The following is a 21,184-nucleotide window of genomic DNA, read 5'->3' as shown; positions in this document are numbered from 1 at the left end:
AAAAACCGAATTTACTGACTACCGGTTAACGATTGCTTCAACTTCTCAAACGCAGTGCGTCCGGAATCAGGATCAATTCCCTGTTTTTCCATCTCTTTTCGTAAAGATTGCTCTGCTTGTTCATCGGCTACTCGGACAGCCTCTTTCGAGCGGCTGTCTTCAATACCTTTCATGATCGAAGCTTCAAGGTCTTCACCGTCAAGAACCCGGTTACAGACAATGTTATAGTTTCTTTCAAAGATGGGAAAAGCCACTCTTTGCTCTTCGCTTCTCAGAGTGATCCAGCCCGTCTCACGGGCAGCCAGATAGACGGCAATGTGAGACCAACGATATTCACGTGTCTGCTGCGGTGCAAAACAGGCTTCATAATAGGCCTGCAATGGTTCTTTCAACCCCATTTCATCATAACGGAGTTTACAGAGCTCACGAATTTCACTTAGGTCAGGGAAAAATTTAGTGGTATCCAGTGCCTTTTGGCCAGCCTGGATAATACGACGAGGGCTGAACTCTCGAAGGGATTGATACCAGACCCTTTTGGCCCGACTGAGGTCTTCATCGGTAGGGAAGGCCCGTCGGAACTTCAGGGGATAGGCATCTTCCAGTAAGGTAAACAGACCATTGATGGCATACCGGTACTGCTGCTTCAGTTCAGCACTGTTTGCACCCGAGTGATCACCTTCAGGATTATCCTGACGGTGGCCCTTTACCGGCTCATGGCTGCTCGTCTGAGTCGTCGAAGTCGACTTGGAGGCCGTCTGCCCAGCTGGTGTCTGTAAGCTTTTCAGCTGTTGATCGATTAGCTCGCTGCCCTGTTTCACTTTGGCTCCGCTTCCACTGATAGATCACATGGTTCTTGAACTTGTTCTGCCAGGCCTTACGGGCCTCTCCCGTTTCCAGCCAATAAAGCTTGAATTCAGGCAACTGCGCCAGAGCGTAGTCTGCAGGAATACCATGGTGCTCTTCAAGAAACTCGATATAGACCGGATCAGGTACAAAATCTTGTGGCAATGGCTGTACCCGGGCACCTTCCACCAGCGTATTCGACTGAGTCGTTTGCTGGCCGAATACCGGATGTTCCTCTGCCTTCTGATGGGAAGCATCTTCCAGTTCCCAAGGCAAGGCTCCAGCATTTCTTTGCCGGATATACCGCTTCTGATCCTCGTCAGTCATGAAATTAACAATACCTGCCTTCCCGGTTCCGGTCTACCGGTTGTAATAATGAAACAGCCTTGAGCTGTTAGGTAAAAAGGCCATAGGCGGAGACGCCAGCCAGAGAAAAGTCCGTCTATTCAGTTAAAAACAGGGACCTGATCAAAATATTTTTTCAGGGAATTGAAACCCGCCGGGAGCCTGAAACCAGACCGGACAGAACTCACTTGCCCCCGACACCTCTCCATATTTTCAACGGAGAGCCGTGTATTTTAACGTCAGTAAACCAGAATTGAACAGCGGTATTTTTACTTTCTTTAGCCCTCCGCCTCCAAGCGAGACTTACCTAGGAGCCTGTCGGATTTAAGACAATTTCGGCCTGAAATCCAGCAAGAGCGGCCATCTTTTCCGTTGAATTCGCTTAAATAGGTCAACTATTCGCACAAATCCAACGAAAAAGCTGACTCGCTCTACTGAATTTCATGCTCGAAAGCTTAAGTCCGACAGGCTCCTAGCTCCTGCGACAAACCCTGCGCTTATTTCAGGTCAGCTGACTTTTTCAGGCCTCTATTATCCTTTCACTCTATTCGCCGATAGCTCTCTCATTATCCACCCTTAATCCAAAGAGCATCCCACATGGCCACCGGTTACGACCCCGTCTCAGGCTCGATTCACTTTCCACGACTCAGTGTCTTGAAGAATACAGTTGCCGACCTAGAAGCCAGCAACCCGGAAAATACGCCTGTAGGTCTGACCCGGGATGGTCGGATACTGACCAAAGCCCAGTTTGATAACGACAACAGCGCCTTGAGTAGCTGGACATGGGGGCTGGTTAATGTAGGCACCATCAAAGACAAGAAAACGGACGAAACATTTGAGAACTGTCAGAACAACATGCAAAAGGCTCTGGAGCATTACCGCCCCCAAGGAACATTGGGCGATAGAACTATCAGGAAAATCAGTGTCTCTAACACCCCCACTCTCTCAGAAGTTCACTCCGCCTCTAGTGTACTTTCACAAATGCCACAGTTTTCCAGCATTTCGGACAGTATTCCCAGCCTGACTCTGGCCCAGGTGGATGAACTCAGTATTTTTCTTCAGGAACAGGGAAAGAATCTCAGTTCCGGAGATGCCCGAAGACTGGCCATTGAAATGTATAATCTGGACTCTGATAAAACCAATGAATTATCCGGACGCATCAATGGTAAAGCGGATATAAACAGTTCTGAAATCCGGAGCCTATACAGAGATCTGACTGAAGCCTGCAAGACTGCAAACTATTCACTACCAAAATCAACACCTGACGTTGTGTCAGAGGAACTTCGCGGAGAAGTGGTCGTTTCTACAGCCTCTGCAACAGGACAAACAATCACAACACTGGCCACGCCGCTAAAGCCCAGATACGACCTGAAGAACCCCAAGCTGACGACAGAGCAATGGAACGCACTCGAATATCAGGTTGAAACCCAGCCAGAGGCCCTGATTCAAATGCTGGATGCTAACCGTCAGAGAGCACTCACTGCCCAGGCCACTGACCCTGGAAAAAGCATTCCGGATCAGGAGAAAAAATTCAGAGAGCTGCTAGATAAAGACTGCCCCCAGTCTCGTCATATGAAAGATGTAGGCTTCAACTCAGCCAGTTTTAAGGACAACCCGGGCGTTGTTTTTGCTGAAACACTGGGTGGCGGCATGAGTATGGAAGATGTTTGCACCAGTCCTCTTGTTTTCTGTAGAGCAGGATCCCATTGGTTACCCGTTCGTTTTACAGCGGTCCTGGATGGACATGGCAGCGAAGTGGCCGCCAGACATTGCGCCAAGGCTTTTTCCGAAAGACTGAAAATCCGATTGGAAGAGACCTGCCCGGTCAAACTGACCGATACCGGCATTCATTGCGCTATTGTTGCAGCTACAACGGATCTCGACCGGATCGAGCACTTCGATGAAACAGGTACCACCTTCAATGCCGCGATGATCATTGGAAATCGCATCTATATACCCAATGTTGGAGACAGCAGAGCCCTTCTGGTAACACCGGAAGGTGAGTGCGTTCAGATTTCAGAAGATGCAAAACTGCTGCCAGAAGATGAAGGGTCATCACAACAACGGGAAGATGCGAAAAACAGCCACTTTAACCAACTAGTTCATGAAAGAGGTGGCCGAATGAAAACTCAGAGAGACCCTAAATCCGGGGCTTTTGAGCTGGTCAGGGTCGCTGGACCGGGTATTGATCGAGGCACCTCTACAGCGACATCCCTTGGGGACCATCAACATAATGGTGTGCTGTCTGCCAAGCCTACCGTCGTCAGCATTCCCCTTGAAGAGATCCCTGAAGGCAGCCTGGTGCTACAAATGAGTGATGGCGTCACAGACGCACTCACTACAAAACAGATAGGAGAAGTAGCCAACAAGTACTTCCATAAGGGACAACGGGTCATAGTAGAAAAGATCCGGGATCTGGCGTGTAATCTTTACCCCAAAGATAACATTGTTATCACAGGCTCCCCGATCAGCAGCCTGAAAAAACTCTAGGAGGCTGACCGAGGATAGTGGTCGAGCATAGTGGCCGAGCATAAAATTCAGTAGAGCGACAGGCTCCTGGCCGCAGGGCGTCATCAAAGTAATGGTATGCGACCCATTGCCATTACTTTCCTGCGCCTTCCCCATCATCTTTATCTTTGTCTTAGCCTAAATGATGGGAATTATCGTATACTCTCCCTTTACCCTCTTCCACTTTTCCAGCAACACAGTACTCGAATGAGCCAACGTAAAATACTTGTCACCAGCGCCCTGCCTTATGCCAATGGTCCTCTGCACATGGGGCATCTGGTGGAATACATTCAAACCGATATCTGGGTTCGTTTTCAGAAGCTGTTCGGCAACCAATGCACTTACGTCTGCGCCGACGATGCTCATGGCACGGCCATCAGTCTGCACGCTGAAAAGCAGGGCATTACACCAGAAGAATCTGTAGCCCTGATCAATAAAGAGCGCATCCGTGATTTCGGTGACTTTCTGGTGGAGTTCGACAACTACCACTCCACTCATTCTGAAGAAAACCGCAAGCTCTCCGAAGCCATTTACCTGAAACTCAAGGAAAATGGTCACATCGCCAGCCGTAACATCACTCAGGCTTTCGACCCTGAAAAGCAGATGTTTCTGGCAGATCGTTACATCAAGGGTGAATGCCCCAAGTGTGGAGCAGATGACCAGTACGGTGATAACTGTGAGCAGTGTGGTGCCACCTACTCACCAACAGATCTGAAAAATCCGAGATCAGCCATTTCCGGAGCCGTTCCGATAGAGAAGGAAAGCGAGCACTTCTTCTTCAAACTGTCAGACTTCGATGGGTTCCTGAAAGAATGGACCCGCTCCGGCACCATTTCTGATGAAATTGCCAACAAACTGGCCGAATGGCTGGATTCTGGCCTGCAGGACTGGGATATTTCCCGTGACGCCCCCTATTTCGGTTTTGAAATTCCCGGCGAACCCGGCAAGTTCTTCTATGTCTGGCTGGATGCGCCTATCGGTTACATGGCTTCTTTTGAAAACCTGTGTCAAAGAAGAGATGACCTGAACTTTGACGACTACTGGAAAAAAGACAGTGACTGCGAAGTGCATCACTTCATCGGTAAGGACATTGTTAATTTCCACTGCCTGTTCTGGCCAGCCATGCTCAATGGCACCGACTACCGCACACCAACCTCCGTTAATGTTCACGGCTACCTGACGGTAAACGGTGAAAAAATGTCCAAGTCCCGTGGTACCTTCATCACGGCCCGGACATATCTGGAACATCTGGATCCGGAGTATTTGCGTTATTACTACGCTGCTAAACTGTCCAGCCGGATTGATGATCTGGATCTGAACACCGAAGACCTGGTTCAACGTGTTAATTCTGATCTGGTCGGAAAAGTAGTCAACATCGCCAGCCGTAACGCTGGCTTTATCAAGAAGCGCTATGGTGGAAAGCTTTCTGCCAGCAATATGATCCCTGATCTGACGGCTGACTTTCAGGCAACTGGCAAGCACATTGCCGAGCTTTATGAAGGTCGTGAGTTCGGCAAAGCCATGCGCGAAATCATGGCTCTGGCCGACAAGGCCAATGCCTGGATTGACGAGGTTAAACCCTGGGTCGTTGCCAAAGAAGAAGGCAAAGATCAGGAACTGCACGACATCTGTTCTGCAGGCATCAACCTGTTCCGTCTTCTGATGATTTATCTGAAACCGGTTCTGCCAGCCATGGCAACCAAAGCAGAAGCATTCATGAATGTTGAACCTATGATCTGGACGGACAGCCAGACCCTGCTTCTGGATCACGAGGTGAACAAGTTCAAACCTCTGATGACCCGTGTTGAGTCTGATAAAGTCGAGGCCATGATCGAAGCCAGCAAAGAGGTGCTTGCTAAACTGTCAGAACCAATACAGCCTGAGCAAAAACCCGCTAAAACTGCTGCCAGCAATGAGTGGCTGGAAAAAGAGCCCGTTGCTGAACAGATTAACTTCGATGACTTTGCCAAAGTCGATCTACGCATTGCCAAAATCGTCAATGCCGAGCACATAGAAGGGGCAGGCAAACTGCTACGCCTGACGCTGGATATCGGCGAAGCAGAACCACGCAATATATTTGCCGGTATCAAGTCAGCTTATTCCCCTGAAGCCCTGACCGGTAAGTACACAGTCATGGTCGCTAACCTGGCACCTCGCAAAATGAAGTTTGGCGTCAGTGAAGGCATGGTTCTGGCGGCTGGCCCTGGGGGTAAAGACTTGTGGATTCTTGAGCCTCATGAAGGTGCACAGCCAGGAATGCGTGTGATGTAACCCCACCGACTGACTCTTCTCATTCTCAAAATGGGAAGCGTCAGTTTCCTATCAACCTTTTATCACGCTCACTACCTTTCGATAGCACTGAGTCAAAAAAAGTCTCGGCATATCCTGACTTAAATTTTCTTTTTCAAAATATCTGAAAATTTCAGGCTTGATAACAAGTCAATGAGTTTGACCAATACGTCTGCTTTCCAACCGACTCTTTACTGTTGCTGCTGAAGGGCGTTTGGAAGGATCAAAACGTAAAAGCCCTGCCACCAGCTCTAAACACACGGGGTCCAAATAGCCCCGCATTTCTCGATTCATATAAGAGAAAATGATCGCTTTCTTATCTTGATCACTCAGTTCTGCAAAATTCTTTGCGTTGTGACTGGGATACATAGGTCTATTTTCCTCTCCTTCCTTTAGGGATCTTGGAGCATCCAGGCAACGGGTTCGCGAATTAAAGTTCTCAATAGGTCTTTTGGTCAGACAAAAAAACATAACGCATCCCATCTCCCATAAATCCAGTGCCATTGCGTTATGAGGCTTTGGCTTAAACAATGGGCTATAGCCTTCTGACTCTAATAACTGCGACGCCCCCACATAGGACTCTGAGCGTTGCAATGTGGTTTTAGCGCTACCCATATCAATCAATTTCAGCTCATACGTTTCGGGATTCACCACAATATTGAGAACGGAAATATCCCTATGGGCACACTGGTAACTGTGAAGATGAGAGAGCGCTTCGGCCAACTGATAAAATACCCTCTCCACACAGTGAGCGGTTATGCAGTATCCCAAACGATAAAGGGACTCGCCTTTGGCCACCTCAGTCCGCACACCTGCGATGAAATAGTCTTCTAAATTCAGTGTACGCAGCTGGCTGGGGTCAGAGATCACCTTGTAGTCGTGCGTCTTCCTGTGTCCAATCATGAAAGACTCAACTTTCATAACATTGGGATGTGGAGGCAGCCCAAGCGCTAGCACCTCGGCACGGTTTGGGTCAACTCGCAGCTCTGCCTCTAATCCAGGTGCCCGGTTAACTTTCAAGGCCGACTCACTTCCTGCTTGAGTGGTCACCTTGTAAACAGTCCCCCAACTTCCTTGTCCTAATCTCTGCATTTTCTGGGAAGGAAGATTGACTTCACGAGCAAATATTTCCAGATGTTTTCGTTGTTGCTGAAAAGGGTCTTCAAAAGCTGCACCAGCAACCCCAGTCTTTAGGCCTGTTGTAGCTACCGTCGAGGCCTGAGTAACTGTATTTTGCCCTGTACTTGTACTCTTCACATGAACAGAACCTTGTTCAGGCATGTTGGAATGGACAGAGAGGGGTTTGCTTGTGACATCCATATTATTTGCTTCCCTGAATGAATTTGCTATTTAGTGCCCGAACGGAAAATGCTCTTTTCTGTTCGAAGTTCAGCCTTCATAAGCCAGATATTTGAATAATCGATCAATAGACTTTCTGATTTGCCAGTTTCATCGTAATTTTCTTACCAAACTCGTCATTTCTGCAATTTCAAGACAAGCGACGACCTCAGTCTTTACTGATTTTATTCTTTTTTCGAATTAACCGTCAGTGCTTTCAGCCACAGAGTCGAAGTTGTCGTTTTTTTGCGCTCTTTCGTTCTATTTTCTGAAGCTCTGCCCCCATCTTCTGAAAATTCCTGGCAAGAACTCCGAGAGCAACATAGCGTTTCAGTCCATCTATTCCGTGATCCGCGCATTTATCCAACCCGTGAGACTCAAGTGCATTGATCGCTGATTCTACCGCCGAGTGCTTTCTTTTAGCCGCTTTGAATTCCGGGTCGTTTTCCCGCTCCTGCTCGGCCCGGGTTCGTCGTCCCTTTTTTGGTAATACGACCATAGTCAGGTATTTCAGCAAATCTTTTTGGTTGGATGGTGAGTGAAACCCTTTATCAAAACTGCAAACGCTCAAAGATGGAAAGGCGGCTTTGGTTGCCCGGATGATCGGAACGGCAGCCTTTTCATCGGTTTCTTTNCATTCAGGTAGTTCTGACAGGCTTGTCGGATTTCCTTGTCCCTTTGAAGTTTTTTGGCAGGATCTTTCGAAGTAGAGTGTCGTAATATCTGTACACGACGATACATTTTTTTCAACTGATTCAGGTTGTATTGCCACTGTCGCCAACCACTTACCTCAGCCCTGGCTGCAAAGCGTGCAGTAAGAACAACGACAGTTCTGACTGCATCAAACAAAAGGTTGAGATCTGTCGGGAAATGAACATCGGTTTCTAAAACATAAGAGTCACAGCGACCTCTCAGCGGATCTTCTTTTTTTTTCCAACTATTTTATGGCCTTCAGCCACAACGACTTCATTAATCTGATTGAGCAGTTCGGGGGTTAAAAGTGAGACGTTATCCTTAATCGTCTGGAGCTTATATTCATACAGGTCATACATCCCGTGACCGAGCATTGCCCGGATGGTGGCGTGTTGGTTGGCCATTTCCCGAAGCCGGTCATAGTTCCAATCAAGATTTAACCGGAGTACACCCAGAACAAGGATCTTCCACAGCTGCATTCCTGGTCGCCCCCTGTCAGGGCTGATATTTTCAGGGACAGCCTGCTCCAGAAGAGAAAAGACTAAATCCCGGGCTTCGGCATTCAAATAGAGGTGTTGTAAGCCAAGCAGGATCTGGGGAATATCATCACGGGACCGATGATCGAGTTCAATGCTACCAATATCCACTTCACCGATCTGAAGTTGTCTGGATTGTACCTGTCGCATGATTATTTTTGAGCCGAAGAATGAAGGAAATAGACATGATTAGGGCTATTCTAGCGTTAAAAGCCAAGCTTTAGGAAAAACTTCATACGGTAAATATGACGTAGACGTCTTGATCTATAAGCTATTCGAGGATTTTCGTTCAGGCACTATTTAGACAGTGCTGATGAAGAAATGTTCTATAACCATCTGGTCAGTGATAGTAACGACCCAATAATGTGACTTTTATGGTCTTTTCCATAATAGAGGCATAGAATGCCAGCCCCCTCATGAAGACACCGAAACCAAGGAGTATCACTTGCTTTTTTCTGACCTGGCACTGCATGAACGACTGCAAAAAGCCCTGACTGAAAGAGATTTCAGCGAGGCCACCCCTGTCCAGGCGGCAGTGATCCCAAAAGCACTGGATGGGAAAGACCTGATGGTGAGTTCTGAAACCGGCAGTGGCAAGACTGCAGCGTTCCTGCTGCCTGCCCTGAATCATTTCCAGAATAATCCAGCCCCCCGTTCCAGCACTCGCATGCTGATTCTGGTTCCCACCCGCGAGCTGGCCAGACAAGTCATGGAAGAAACAGAAAGTCTGGCTCAGTTTACTCATCTCACAGCAGGGCTGATTACAGGTGGCGACCAGTTTCGTCATCAAGTCAACACACTAAGAAAAAACCCTGAAGTGTTAATTGCCACACCTGGCCGCCTGCTTGAGCATATGGAGAACAACAATACTGACTTCAGTGATCTGGAATACCTGATTCTGGACGAAGCTGATCGCATGCTTGATTTTGGGTTTAGCCCAGACATGCTTAAAATTGCTTCTGAATGCCGTCAGGAGCGCCAAACCATGCTATTTTCTGCCACTCTGCAACAGAAAGGCATGGGTGAGTTGATCAGCCTGGTTCTGAACCAGCCAGAATCTCTGACTTTAAATACCGCCAGAGACAAACATGAAAACATTCACCAGCAAATCATGCTTGCTGATGACCAAAAGCATAAAGAAAAACTGACCCGCTGGTTGCTTGAAAACGAGAGCTTCGACAAAGCTATTGTGTTCTCCAACACCCGAAACTATGCCGACCAGCTGTGCGCTTTTCTTCGCTACAGTGATCTGAAAGCCGGGGTGCTCCACGGTGAAATGGATCATAAGGAACGGAAGAAGATGATGGCCATGCTGGCCTCAGGTCAGATCAATATTCTTGTCGCGACCGATGTAGCTGCCAGAGGCCTCGATATCAAAGGCATTGATCTGGTTATTAACTTTGACATGGCGCGCAACGGTGACGATTACGTGCATCGTATTGGCCGTACCGGACGAGCCGGTGAAAAAGGCCTGGCCATCTCCCTCATTGGCCCCAACGAATGGAATCTGATGTCAGGGATTGAGCGTTATCTGAAAACACGCTTCGAGAAACGCTCTATAAAAGAACTGAGAGGCAGCTGGAAAGGCCCTAAAAAGCTGAAAGCTTCCGGAAAAGCCGCTGGCAGCAAGAAAAAGAAAGTCACCGCGAAAGAAAAAGCAGCGGCAGGAAAAACACGGCAACGCGTTAAAAAGAACGTAGGTAAGCGCCGTAAGCCCGCCAGCGAGGGAGTTACAGAATCTGTTGATGCAGGCTTTGAACCTATGAAGCGTAAGAAGAACTAAATAGAGCTGAGCCTGCATGAGGCTGGCTTTCTTAGACTTTGCTGTAAGAAAACCAGCCCAGCCTGAACTAGACACTCCCCGCTCGAAACTCACCTCATCATCAAGAATGAGTACTTCACATTGAATGGTTGCAGCTCTGATTCCACGTTCAAACTGAAAGGCCCTGAGCTAGGAGCCTGACCGAGAATAGGCAGGTCGGCCTAAAATCCAGAAAGAACGGCCCATTTTTCCGATAAATTTGATTGAATAGGCCCACTATTCGCACAAATTTATCGAAAAAATGGCCTCGTTCTACTGAATTTTATTCTCGACCACTATTCTCGACCACTATTCTCGACCACTATTCTCGGTCAGGCTCATAGACGGTGTTGTAGAGTCATGAATGTCAATCAGAGCCTTGGAGAGATCACCCTGACGGGCGTCATCAATACCTATGAAGAAGGTCTTTATGGCATGGCTCAATGGCTTTATGACACTGCCTGGTGGATGGTGGGATCAGAGGGGTATTATGAGATGGAATTCCGGAAACTGCCCATTCGACTGCGCAAGCAGTTCTAATCCACCCATCAGACTACCCCGGGGGCTGGGTAAACCCCAATGCAGAACTTTACAGACTGCTGTACAATCCCCAGCCCATTTCATGTCTTAGAGGTCTACAGATCAAAATGACTGATTTCTCATCCCTTGGTTTGTGTGAACCTCTACTCCAGGCAGTCACTGAACAAGGTTATAAAAAAGCCTCACCGATTCAGGCCAAAGCCATTCCTATGGTTTTGACAGGCCGTGATGTCATGGCTTCAGCTCAGACCGGTACCGGTAAAACAGCAGGCTTTACCCTGCCGCTTCTGCACCGTCTCTCTGAAATGAGGTCTCTGAAAAATCACCCTGTCAGGGCTTTGATTCTGGTACCTACCCGAGAGCTGGCTGTCCAGGTGGGTGAAAGCGTAGTGCGCTATGGCCAAAACCTTTCCCTCCGTTCAACAGTCGCCTACGGAGGTGTAGACATTGAGCCCCAGATTACTGCACTGAAGGCTGGAGCGGATGTTTTAACTGCGACACCAGGTCGACTGCTGGACCTGATTCGAAAAAAACACCTGACACTCGATCACCTGAAGATTCTGGTTCTGGATGAAGCCGACAGAATGCTGGACCTTGGTTTTAAAACCGAACTGGATCAAATTCTTGAGGCTCTGCCCGCAAAACGCCAGAACCTGCTTTTCTCAGCTACGTTCTCCAAAGAGATCAAGGCACTGGCCCATGAGTTCCAGCGCCACCCGGTAAAAATCGAAATTGAGAACCCCAACTCAGCGGCCAACACGGTCAAACAGTCAATCTACCCCGTCGACCAGCAGGACAAGCCAGAAATTCTCAGCTACATCATTGAAGGTGGCAAATGGGAGCAAGTACTGGTTTTTGTTCGAACCAAAAAAGCAGCTGACAAAATAGCCGACCTGCTGGACGATGAAGGCATCAGCGCAACGGCTCTGCACAGTGATAAAAGCCAGTATCTTCGCAGCAGAACTCTGATTGAATTTCAGGCTGGTGCATACCGGGTTCTGGTAGCAACCGATGTAGCATCCCGTGGTTTGGACATGGATCAGCTGCCTTTAGTGATCAACTATGACCTGCCAAAAGTCCCACAAGACTACGTCCACCGTATCGGTCGAACAGGTCGTGCCGGCAGCCCGGGGCGAGCTATTTCCCTGATGAATCCGGAAGAGAAAAAACTGCTGGAAGCCATTCGCAAACTGATTAAAAAGCCTTTGGAGGTTGAGCCAGTCCCTTACTTCGAAGAAGGTGTTAATGTCATCCTTACCGACCAGGCTCCCGCAAAAAAAACCCGCAAAACCCGCTCATCCGCAGGCCAACCCGGTAAAAAACCTGCCGGGGACAAAAAAAAGCCTGCTTTTAAACCTCGTTCAAGCAGTACCCATAAAAAGCCTTCCCAGGCTGGCAGATCAGGCAAAGGTCGCAGATAATCAGAATATCTGGCTCCAATGAGCCACTTGATAGCCTCTGTGTTCTTCAGAGGCTTTTCTCCAATTACTGCGTCATTACAGGTTATTGCTATGGAAGATGTCATTGATGAACTCAGGGAAAGTGCCGTCGAGGTGCCCACGCCGCTAGAGCTTCCTGATGAAGATGAGATTATCGAAGCCGAAGAGCAATTATTGATCCCCATCCCTTCTGACTTCAGGGAGTTTCTGCTACAGGTCAGTGATGTAGTTTATGGCTCTATGGAACCTGTCACCATAAAAGACTCCCTGTCTCATACTTATCTACCCGAAGTTGCTGCTATAGCCTGGGATCAGGGTGTGCCACGAGACTTACTGCCTCTTTGTGAACACAACGGGGACTTCTACTGCGTCTCCGCCGAAGGCGAAGTAGGTCTTTGGACTCAAGGAAACATCTCCGAAGTCACCTGGCCCTCAGTCTGGCATTGGGCCAAGGATATCTGGCTTCAAAGCTGAATCAGCCATCCTCAGTTTACCCCTATAGCCTTGTGTAGCGCCTCTTTGCTATCCTTTCCTGCTGGTCTTCCTCCAGGCCAGCATACTGGTTTTCTCGCTTCCCAATAGAGAAGGCTTTTGAAACACTGCACCGGATTTACGCTCCGGCCAGCAACAGGACCCTTTATGTCAATCGTCGTTTGTGCGCTCTATAAGTTTGTTTCCCTGGATAACTTTGAATCCATTAAACCCAATCTTCTAAAAGTGATGGAAGATAACGGAGTTCATGGAACCCTGCTGTTAGCTCAGGAAGGTATTAATGGCACCGTTGCCGGCACCCGGGAAGCTATAGACAAACTGTTAGACTGGCTAAAAAGCGACCCCCGCCTCACCGACCTTGGATACAAAGAATCCTATACAGAGGCGATGCCGTTCAAGCGCACTAAAGTCAAATTAAAGAAAGAAATTGTCACCATGGGGGTAGAGGGTATTGACCCCAATCACCTGGTCGGCACCTATGTTGACGCCCAATCATGGAATGAGCTTGTTAATGACCCTGAAGTTCTGGTTGTCGATACCCGGAATGATTATGAAGTTCAGGTTGGCACGTTCAAGAATGCCATTAACCCCAGCACTGAAACGTTCAGAGAGTTCCCTCAATACGTCAAGGATCATCTGAATCCAGAGCAACACAAAAAAGTGGCCATGTTCTGTACCGGAGGCATTCGCTGCGAGAAGTCAACGGCCTACCTGAAAGAACAAGGCTTTGAAGAGGTCTTTCACCTGAAAGGTGGAATTCTGAAATACCTTGAAGAGGTCCCTCAGGAAGAATCCACCTGGGAAGGTGAATGCTTTGTCTTCGATGATCGGGTAACTGTCAACCATCAGCTGGAGAAGGGGCAATACGATCAGTGTAATGCTTGTCGCCTGCCCATCACTGAGCAGGAGCAGCTCAGTGAACATTTTGAGCAAGGCGTCAGCTGCCCTCATTGTTTTGATAAACATACTCCAGACCAGAAGCAGCGATTCCGTGAGCGCGAACACCAGATTCAGCTCGCCAGAAAACGGGGTGAAGTACACCTGGGGGGAGGCGTAGGCAATACAGTGCAAAATCGTAGAGAAGCCAAGCAGGCAATGCGTGAACAACAGCGAGCACTGGCAGCAGGAAAGCAATAAGCTCTTGGCGCACTCTTTCAAGAAAGCGAGTGCGCCACTATTCCTCAAGCAAAGTATTGAATAACAATCTCAACACTCAACTGGCCACTTCGGTATTGGTGCACCAGTAACAGGCTGAATGCCAGAGTCATCAATGGGAAAAGCCGTTTTTTTTCCTCATTCAGAAAATACCAGCCCCCCCCTGTCAGCATCACTGCCAAAATAGCCCACCGCCCCGTCTCATGTTCCTGTGGCAAGGTATGAAACAGCACTACAAAGCAGCCCACAATATTCAATAAAATCCAGAGTGGTGAAAACATTCCGATACTGCCCAGAATAGGGAATTTGATCAATGCCCCTCCTGACCATGACTTGGGCTGAATATCCGATGACAAGTGCAGAGCAATGCCCAGAGCTAAACCTCCCGCAATAAAAGGTAAATTAAACATCAATGGCAATACGGCCAGAAGACACGAATGGGTAATCCCTGAGCGGTGACTAAAGCCTGGAAGAGCCAGGTCAATATCAGGTAGCCGAATGCCTGCAATCAGCCCGGCCAGAAAAAGCAGCGCTGATTCAAACCGGGCGATAACTTGAAAGTACTCTGGAAAATAATGACGCCCTGCCAGAACAGAAGCCGCCAGCAAACAACCAGCTAACGGAGAAGTGATATGTCGCATACAACCGGAATCAAAAGACATCAAGGATGAAACTATTCTAGCTCCTGAAAGCTGAAAGGTTTCACAAAAAGAGCGTCACTATACTCTCTCACTTGATAGGCGGGAAGGAAAAACCTCTACACTAAACGATCAGTTGATTCTTGATATTGAATTTGATGAAAGCCATGAAATCATCAATAGAACAAACCAGGACTCATCAAACCCGGACTCCTTTTTCAGTTTTTCTGAACCAAACCATTTACCTCCTCCTTTGAACAGTCCACTGATATCTCTGGGCCAGATACTGAATAGCCCTCCATTCGGAGTATCCTGCTGTGGATTGCTCTCTTCATCAGTTTCTTCCTTGAGATTAATCTGAGCCACTCTTGGTCGAATCTTCTGCCTTAACTGTAAGTACGTTAAAGGTCTTAGAGTGACCTGATAGAGGTTTCTTGTTAATCCAGCTTGGTAAGCTAATCGGAAATAAACATCTGGCAAGACACAAGGTTGGCATACGACCAACCTGTGTAAGGGCTACGATTAATTTGGGGTCTTGCGCAATCCTTGGATCAGAACTCTGGCAATAGGCCTGGCTTCCTCCACCAGCAATGGATCACAGCCACTGTTTAACCAGTTACCGGCTACTCCCTCAATAAAACCATAGTACGTCAGAGAAGCACCCTTTACCGAAAGATCGGTTCTCAAAATACCTTTATCTCGAGCTTGGGTCATCAGACTACTGAGCGACTCCATCTCTTCTCTGCAGAGTTGCTGACACCGTTCTGCCAACAAGGGGTCGCTCTGAGATTGCATGGTGATTTTGAGCACTTGCTGAAAGTCTTCATTAGATGCTGCCAGCAGAAAAAAGCTCTCGGCTATCTGCTCCAACACCAGAAGTGGATCACCACTGACATCTCCACGCAGCTTTTCATACACCAGTTCCATCGGCTGCATGATTTTATCCCAGAGCGCCTCCAACATGTCGGCCTTATCTTTGAAATGCCAGTAGATAGCTCCCCGGGTAACACCCGCCTCTCTGGCTACAGCGGCCAGTGTCGTAGTCTGAATACCCTGATCGCTGAACAGTCTTAACGCTGTTTTCATAAGAAGCTGACGAGTCTCTTCAGCCTCTTCTTTGGTTCTTCGAGCCATAACTCAGCTCACACCTTCATTTACCATTAAACACAATTTCTGAGTCACTCATTGCTACTAATATTTTTCCGCCCCCCCTTGAAGGGAACGGAAAAATATTTCATTCACTGATAGCCATTCATGCCTGAGCTGACAGAGCATGATTTTGATTCACTGCGGCGTTCACTGGCTTGGTCAACAACAGATACAGTGCTGGCACGATAAACATTGCTACCACTGTAGATGCCATCAGACCAAAGATGATCGCCAGACAGAGTGAGTACCACTGAGGATCGCTTAATGCCAAAGGAATCAGACCCAGAATAGTTGTCAGACTGGTACTGATAACCGGCCGCAGTCGATCAGCTGCACCTCTTGCTGCAGATTCCCGAACACTCATACCACTGGCCAGATGGTTATTCATGGTTTCCACCAAAACAATCCCGTTGTTGACAGCAATACCTGCCAGCGAGATACAACCCACCAAAGCAGAGAACGTAATGGGTACATTAAAGTACAAGTAACCAATAAAGGTTCCCATAATCGCCAGAGGCACGATGAAAAGTATGATCACAGGCTGCAACATGGAGTTAAACATCAGAGTCAGCAAGATAAAAATCATTACGACGGCGATGATAAAGGCGGCGCCCATACTGCCAAAGCTTTCTGCTGACTGAGCGTTTTCTCCTCCAATGGTATAGCTGTAGCCTTCTGGCCAACCTGTCTGCATTTTCTCCAGTTCTGGCATAATGCCGGCTACGATATCAGCAGCGGTTCGCCCCTCAGCTCTGGATTGAACCGTCACAGCCCTCAAACTGGCACTGTGAACAAATACTCTGGGGGTTTCGATAATCTCAAAGTCCGCAATATCAGACAGCGCTATTGAACGCCCATCGTCTGCTATAACCCTCAGCAAACGAATTTCCGAGATATGCTGAGGCCCACCCATTTCATTACCACGGCTTGGCCACTGCATACTGATACGAATATCCGGATCGTCCTGAATACCTTCCATCTTGAAACTACCGAACTCATCTTCTTCCATGGCTATGCGAATCTGCTGAGCAACCGTTGACTCACTGATACCATAAAAGTTGAGCTTTTCTGTTTTCAAATGGAAACGAATCTCCCTGAGAGATGCGCCAAGATTATCCCTCACACCAACTGCACCTGCCTGTTCACTCAACGCCTGACGGACTTCGGCAGAAATAGCCATCAGCTCATCGTAGTCAGAGCCTGTCAGTTCGATCTGTATAGGATCTTCACCACTCGGCTTTCCGCCAACGTGAGTCAGGTGAACCTGCAAGCCAGCTTCATCAGCAATGACTTTATCAATACCGGCACGCATCTCATCCAGGTATTCAAAAGAAAGCTGATCCCGCTCACTCTTTGGCACCAGAATGACGGTAAAGCCTACCTGATTCCAGGCCTCATTAGGCAACAGGGCTTCCTTCAAGGTGCCTGTTGCAACAGGTGTTTTTGCCCCAATGTAAGCGATGTTTTTCTCAACCCAATCCTGCTCACGCAGGTAAGTACCGACTTTCTTCGCCACTGCATGAGCCTGATCCAATGTCGCCTGAGGTGGCAGTTCAATGGAAACACCAATCTTTCTATCATCGGTTTCCTGATACATCATCACCGGAAGTTTACCCGCAATGACCATACTCAACATGAACATACCAAAAGCACCCACAATATAAGCTGTCGCATGTTTCTTGCTTTTCAGGGGTGAATTCAGCAACCAGTCAGTGAGCTGTCCTCGATAGCGCTGACTGATCTTGTCCATCATCAGTTCCTTGCCACCATCTGCTGCTTTTTCCAGCATGTAACGAGACAGAGGAATACAGATCACAAAAGCAATCAGCAGACTGACCAGCAGAGCAACGGTAATGGTAATAGGCAGGATACGAATAAATTTACCATCGATACCGCCCACCATCATCATGGGCACCATGGCCAGAATCGTGGTCAGCTGTCCGGCAAAAGCGGGCAGAGCAAATGTTTTAACCGTGTTGATAGCTGCTTTGTTAAACGACTCTTTTCTGACAAAAAGCCCCTCATGCATGCCTTCCATTACCAGGATGAAAACATCCACCAGCATACCTAGAGCCAGTACCATGCCAATCATGATCATGGAGTTAAAGCTGTAACCCATGCCTGCCATGATGGCCAGAGTCGCCAGCATAGTCACAGGTAAAGCCAGACCGGCAATCAGCGCTTCTCGCCAGGACAGCAGTATCATCAGAATAATGAATACCAGCAACGTAGCTTGAAGCATAGAGCTGTAGATATCGTCAAACGACTGTTCTATCAACTCACGATCATCTGTCACACTGATCAATTCCAGTGCACGAGGCCAGGTTTTGGAGCCTACCAGTTCAGCGACCAGCCTTTCGGTTTCAGCAATAACGGCAATGGTATCTGCACCCGGACGCTTGACCACATCCAGAGTCACACCCCGGGTATATTCACTGCCTTTAAGACTGAAGAATGTTCGACTTTTCTCTTTATCCAGTCGCAGACTGACTTCAGCAATTTCGCCCAGTCTTACCGGGCGGTTATCATCCAGCCGAACAATGGGTAGCTGTCGTATTTTATCCGGACTGTCAAAGCGACCTTCCAGGTAAAGGTTAAAAGTACTCTCTTCCCCTTCAAACTGCCCCCAGGCCATATCCTGGTTGGCTGCCTGTAAACGGTCTCTGACCGTTAAAGGTGAAATCCCCAACGCTCTGAGCTTATTGGGTTTCAGTCGAATATGAAGACTTTTTTCCCTCAGTCCCCCCAGATTAACCTTTTTAACGGAAGGGATAGACTCAAGTTTGGCCTCGACCTGCTTGGCCATATCGGTCAGGATCAGGTCATCCACATCTCCGTGCAGCACCCAACTAATGACCGGAGATTCGGAAACACTCATTTCCTCAATTTCCGGTTTTTCTATATCGGTACTGGGAAACTGGCTTTCTGCGGTATCAATTTTGGCCCTCAGTCTCTGCATAGCATCTGACATGGGCATATCCGCATCAAACTCTACGGCAATGACTGAGTAAGAGTTATAGGACCCACTGCTATAGGCTTTCAGCCCTTTGAGGTTACGAATCTCATCCTCAAGTGGCTTGGTCACTTCTTTCTCCACCTGCTCGGGTGAAGCACCAGGCCAGGAAGTGGTCACCAAAGCCTGAGGGATTTCCAGATCTGGATAGTTCTCCCTCACCATGGTGTTGTATGACATCACCCCGACCAACAAAAACAGTCCCAGTAATAATCGGCCAAGCAAGGTTTCCAGAAACAGCTTATTCTTAAACCAGTTCATTGCTTGGCTCCCAGCACTTCAACCTTGGTTCCCGGGGTGAGAAGATGCTGTCCACGAATGACGACTTTTTCGCCTTCATAAACCCCTTCCAGCACTTCAGCCCGATCCAGACCCTGAAGCCCCAGATCCACCCAACGCAATTCCACAGTATTTTCCGGTGTCACAACATAGACAAAAGGCACACCGTTGCGGAAAGAAAGGGTCTGCCAGGGCAGAGTCAGAACATCCTGCTTTTCTTCCGTCGCAATCCAGGCCTGTACAAACATACCGTCACGAATGGCACTGGCATCTCCCTCGGTTCTTACCTTGACCTGCAGGGAACGAGTTTGAAGACTGATAGAAGGACTGACAGACCAGACTTTGCCTTTAACAAAGGCACCTTGGGTAAAGCCATTTTTCTCAGCCTGATACAGAGCCTGGTCATCATGCGCTAAATAAACAGTCTGACCTTCTTCGATGCCTGAGAACGACAACTCCGGCACTTCCAGTCTGACTTCATAAGAACTGTCGTCTACAACCACAATGGCACTGGATACTTCTCTCTCTTTGCTGGAAGTCGCACCGGCAGGAGGATAATAATAATTATCCTCAAGAATATTCATGGAAGTGATCACCCCGTCAAAAGGGGCAAAAAGGCTGGTTTTTTCCAGACTGACCGTAGCCCGGTTGAGATCAGCCGCAATACTTTTGCTCTCGGCAATAGCGGCTTGCAGGGAGCTTTCTGCAGAGGACAAACCGGCTTCAGCATTTTTCAGATCAGTATTGGCACGCTCAAACTCTTCTCTGGAAACGACACCTTTCTGATAGATTTTTGACGTTCTCTCATAATCAGATCGAGCCTGAGACAGATCATTCTCTGCTCTTGCCTTGCCCGCTTCTGCTTCTTTCTTTCTTTCTCTGGCAGACTGAAGACGAGCTTCCAAAGAGCGAACGTCGGCAACGCTTTCACGGTTGTCTATTTGTGCCAGCAACTGTCCTTTACGCACATCTTCAGAAGGCCCGAACACACGGACACCTTCACGAAGCTGACTGTCATCGGCCATCTCACCGATATAAACGACCTTGCCTGACTGCTCGAAGTTGAGGAATGATTTACGGAGAGCTTCAGCAGTACCTTCTGCGAAAGCCCAGCTGGATACGGAGGCAGGTTTCATCACCTGAACTTCGACTCGGGCAGGCGGTGATTCCATCACTCCAATATCTGGCGTGGTGAGCTGTGCAAAACGGTATACACCAAATGCAATCACCAGTGCGCCTATCCCTGTCAGCAGATATTTCTTATTCATGACTTGCTTGATTCCAGAAGGCTAACTCATATTTCTTATAGTGCCGGATTTTACATACATTCCTGTATGTTTGTAAGAGGTTATTAGATTTATTATCTTTTTTTCCCTAAGCAAGGGAAGTGCCAGAATCATTGCAGCTCTAGGCGACAAAATTATGAATCTATGCTCTGAAAGTGAACATCAAGCCCTATTAGAGGTCATGAATCTAAATTCACCGTCAGATAATTGTCTGGGTTTGGAGTGAGGGGGGGTACAAAGGAAATGAGTGGCATAGAGTATTGCGAGACTTAAACTCCAGAAGAGAGGGCTCTGAAACGTAATATTGGAACACAAAGCCCTTGTTGAAAACAGATCACTCCAAAGGCAGATAAGTCGTATTTTTGAGCTTCTCCATGGCAAAGGAAGAAGTGACATCGCTCAGACCGGTCACACTGTTTACCAACCGCTTATAGAACACATCAAAAGCCGCCATATCCCTGACCAGCACTTTCATCATGTAGTCGTATTCACCGGCCATTCGGTAGAACTCAACCACTTCCACAAAATCACTCACCTGTGAAACAAAAGTCTCATACCAGTCATTACTGTGATTCTGGGTTTTGATATTAACAAAAGCAGTAAGATTTAGTCCCAGTTTGTCACTGTCCAGCAGCGCCACCTTCTGAGTAATAAATCCCGCTTCTTCCAACCTTTTTAACCGCTTCCAGCAGGGAGACACCGTTAACCCTACTTTATCGGCAATATCAGCCACAGGAATGGAAGCATCTCGCTGAATACAGTCGAGAATCAATTTATCCTTTTTATCAATCATAATGGAGAATAATTTTTCACAAAATAAACTAAATCATGACAAATATG

At 47.9% G+C, this 21,184-nt stretch carries 16 protein-coding genes and 1 pseudogene; 7 read left to right on the top strand and 10 right to left on the bottom strand.

All coding sequences use genetic code 11. The features are described from left to right. Positions 1-11: 11 nt before the first annotated feature. Together GZ78_RS27205 and GZ78_RS06030 are read right to left on the bottom strand one after the other, a co-directional pair. On the bottom strand, positions 12-818 hold the full coding sequence (locus tag GZ78_RS27205) for a replication protein P (RefSeq protein WP_051785868.1): 807 nt from the start codon (positions 816-818) through the stop codon (positions 12-14). Further along, positions 712-1,170 carry a DnaT-like ssDNA-binding domain-containing protein gene (locus GZ78_RS06030; protein WP_034833475.1) on the bottom strand — a complete coding sequence of 153 codons (459 nt, stop codon included), beginning with the start codon at positions 1,168-1,170 and terminating at the stop codon, positions 712-714. The genes GZ78_RS27205 and GZ78_RS06030 overlap by 107 nt, the downstream gene beginning before the upstream one ends. Before the next feature lie 615 nt (positions 1,171-1,785). Between GZ78_RS06030 and GZ78_RS06025 the strand changes: the two genes are divergently transcribed. After that, positions 1,786-3,678: a PP2C family serine/threonine-protein phosphatase gene (locus GZ78_RS06025; RefSeq protein ID WP_034833473.1), complete on the top strand. Its 1,893-nt coding sequence runs from the start codon at positions 1,786-1,788 to the stop codon at positions 3,676-3,678. 225 nt (positions 3,679-3,903) lie between these two features. Then, positions 3,904-5,967, top strand: coding sequence for a methionine--tRNA ligase (gene metG, locus GZ78_RS06020; protein ID WP_034833472.1), 2,064 nt, complete (start codon positions 3,904-3,906; stop codon positions 5,965-5,967). Positions 5,968-6,135: 168 nt separating this feature from the next. Here the strand turns inward: metG and GZ78_RS06015 are convergent, their stop codons facing one another. Then, on the bottom strand, positions 6,136-7,305 hold the full coding sequence (locus tag GZ78_RS06015; RefSeq protein WP_034833470.1) for a protein kinase domain-containing protein: 1,170 nt from the start codon (positions 7,303-7,305) through the stop codon (positions 6,136-6,138). A gap of 235 nt (positions 7,306-7,540) precedes the next feature. Further along, positions 7,541-8,702, bottom strand: a pseudogene (locus GZ78_RS28150) (ISNCY family transposase). 295 nt (positions 8,703-8,997) lie between these two features. On the opposite strand from GZ78_RS28150, the gene GZ78_RS06000 reads away from it, so the two are divergent. The 5 genes from GZ78_RS06000 to trhO all read left to right on the top strand — a co-directional run bounded on the left by GZ78_RS06000 (position 8,998) and on the right by trhO (position 13,961). Next, positions 8,998-10,335, top strand: coding sequence for a DEAD/DEAH box helicase (locus GZ78_RS06000; RefSeq protein ID WP_034833464.1), 1,338 nt, complete (start codon positions 8,998-9,000; stop codon positions 10,333-10,335). Between the two features lie 378 nt (positions 10,336-10,713). After that, the gene (locus GZ78_RS05995) at positions 10,714-10,893 is read left to right on the top strand and encodes a hypothetical protein (protein ID WP_034833463.1); all 180 of its coding nucleotides are present in this window, start codon (positions 10,714-10,716) and stop codon (positions 10,891-10,893) included. A gap of 107 nt (positions 10,894-11,000) precedes the next feature. Next, a complete protein-coding gene (locus tag GZ78_RS05990; RefSeq protein ID WP_034833461.1) occupies positions 11,001-12,314 on the top strand; it encodes a DEAD/DEAH box helicase in 1,314 nt (437 codons plus the stop codon). An 18-nt stretch (positions 12,315-12,332) separates the two neighbouring features. Next, the gene (locus GZ78_RS05985) at positions 12,333-12,806 is read left to right on the top strand and encodes an SMI1/KNR4 family protein (RefSeq protein ID WP_236631483.1); all 474 of its coding nucleotides are present in this window, start codon (positions 12,333-12,335) and stop codon (positions 12,804-12,806) included. Positions 12,807-12,971: 165 nt separating this feature from the next. Beyond that, complete coding sequence (trhO, locus tag GZ78_RS05980; protein WP_034833460.1) at positions 12,972-13,961, top strand: oxygen-dependent tRNA uridine(34) hydroxylase TrhO; 990 nt, start codon at positions 12,972-12,974, stop codon at positions 13,959-13,961. 44 nt (positions 13,962-14,005) lie between these two features. Here the strand turns inward: trhO and GZ78_RS05975 are convergent, their stop codons facing one another. The 6 genes from GZ78_RS05975 to GZ78_RS05950 all read right to left on the bottom strand — a co-directional run bounded on the left by GZ78_RS05975 (position 14,006) and on the right by GZ78_RS05950 (position 21,137). Further along, positions 14,006-14,641, bottom strand: a complete 636-nt coding sequence (locus tag GZ78_RS05975) for a hypothetical protein (protein WP_034833458.1) — start codon at positions 14,639-14,641, stop codon at positions 14,006-14,008. Between the two features lie 108 nt (positions 14,642-14,749). Then, positions 14,750-14,983 carry a hypothetical protein gene (locus tag GZ78_RS05970; protein WP_034833456.1) on the bottom strand — a complete coding sequence of 78 codons (234 nt, stop codon included), beginning with the start codon at positions 14,981-14,983 and terminating at the stop codon, positions 14,750-14,752. A gap of 156 nt (positions 14,984-15,139) precedes the next feature. Continuing rightward, complete coding sequence (locus GZ78_RS05965) at positions 15,140-15,751, bottom strand: TetR family transcriptional regulator (RefSeq protein WP_034833455.1); 612 nt, start codon at positions 15,749-15,751, stop codon at positions 15,140-15,142. 118 nt (positions 15,752-15,869) lie between these two features. Next, the gene (locus GZ78_RS05960; protein ID WP_051785867.1) at positions 15,870-19,040 is read right to left on the bottom strand and encodes an efflux RND transporter permease subunit; all 3,171 of its coding nucleotides are present in this window, start codon (positions 19,038-19,040) and stop codon (positions 15,870-15,872) included. Further along, positions 19,037-20,326: an efflux RND transporter periplasmic adaptor subunit gene (locus tag GZ78_RS05955; RefSeq protein ID WP_034833453.1), complete on the bottom strand. Its 1,290-nt coding sequence runs from the start codon at positions 20,324-20,326 to the stop codon at positions 19,037-19,039. Before GZ78_RS05955 ends, GZ78_RS05960 begins: the two co-directional genes overlap by 4 nt. 352 nt (positions 20,327-20,678) lie before the next feature. Continuing rightward, positions 20,679-21,137 carry an Lrp/AsnC family transcriptional regulator gene (locus GZ78_RS05950; RefSeq protein WP_034833451.1) on the bottom strand — a complete coding sequence of 153 codons (459 nt, stop codon included), beginning with the start codon at positions 21,135-21,137 and terminating at the stop codon, positions 20,679-20,681. Positions 21,138-21,184 lie beyond the last annotated feature (47 nt).

Origin of the sequence: Endozoicomonas numazuensis (genome assembly GCF_000722635.1) — a bacterium.
In the GTDB taxonomy this organism is placed as follows: Bacteria; Pseudomonadota; Gammaproteobacteria; order Pseudomonadales; family Endozoicomonadaceae; genus Endozoicomonas_A; species Endozoicomonas_A numazuensis.
This window is presented reverse-complemented; position numbering and strand designations above follow the sequence as displayed.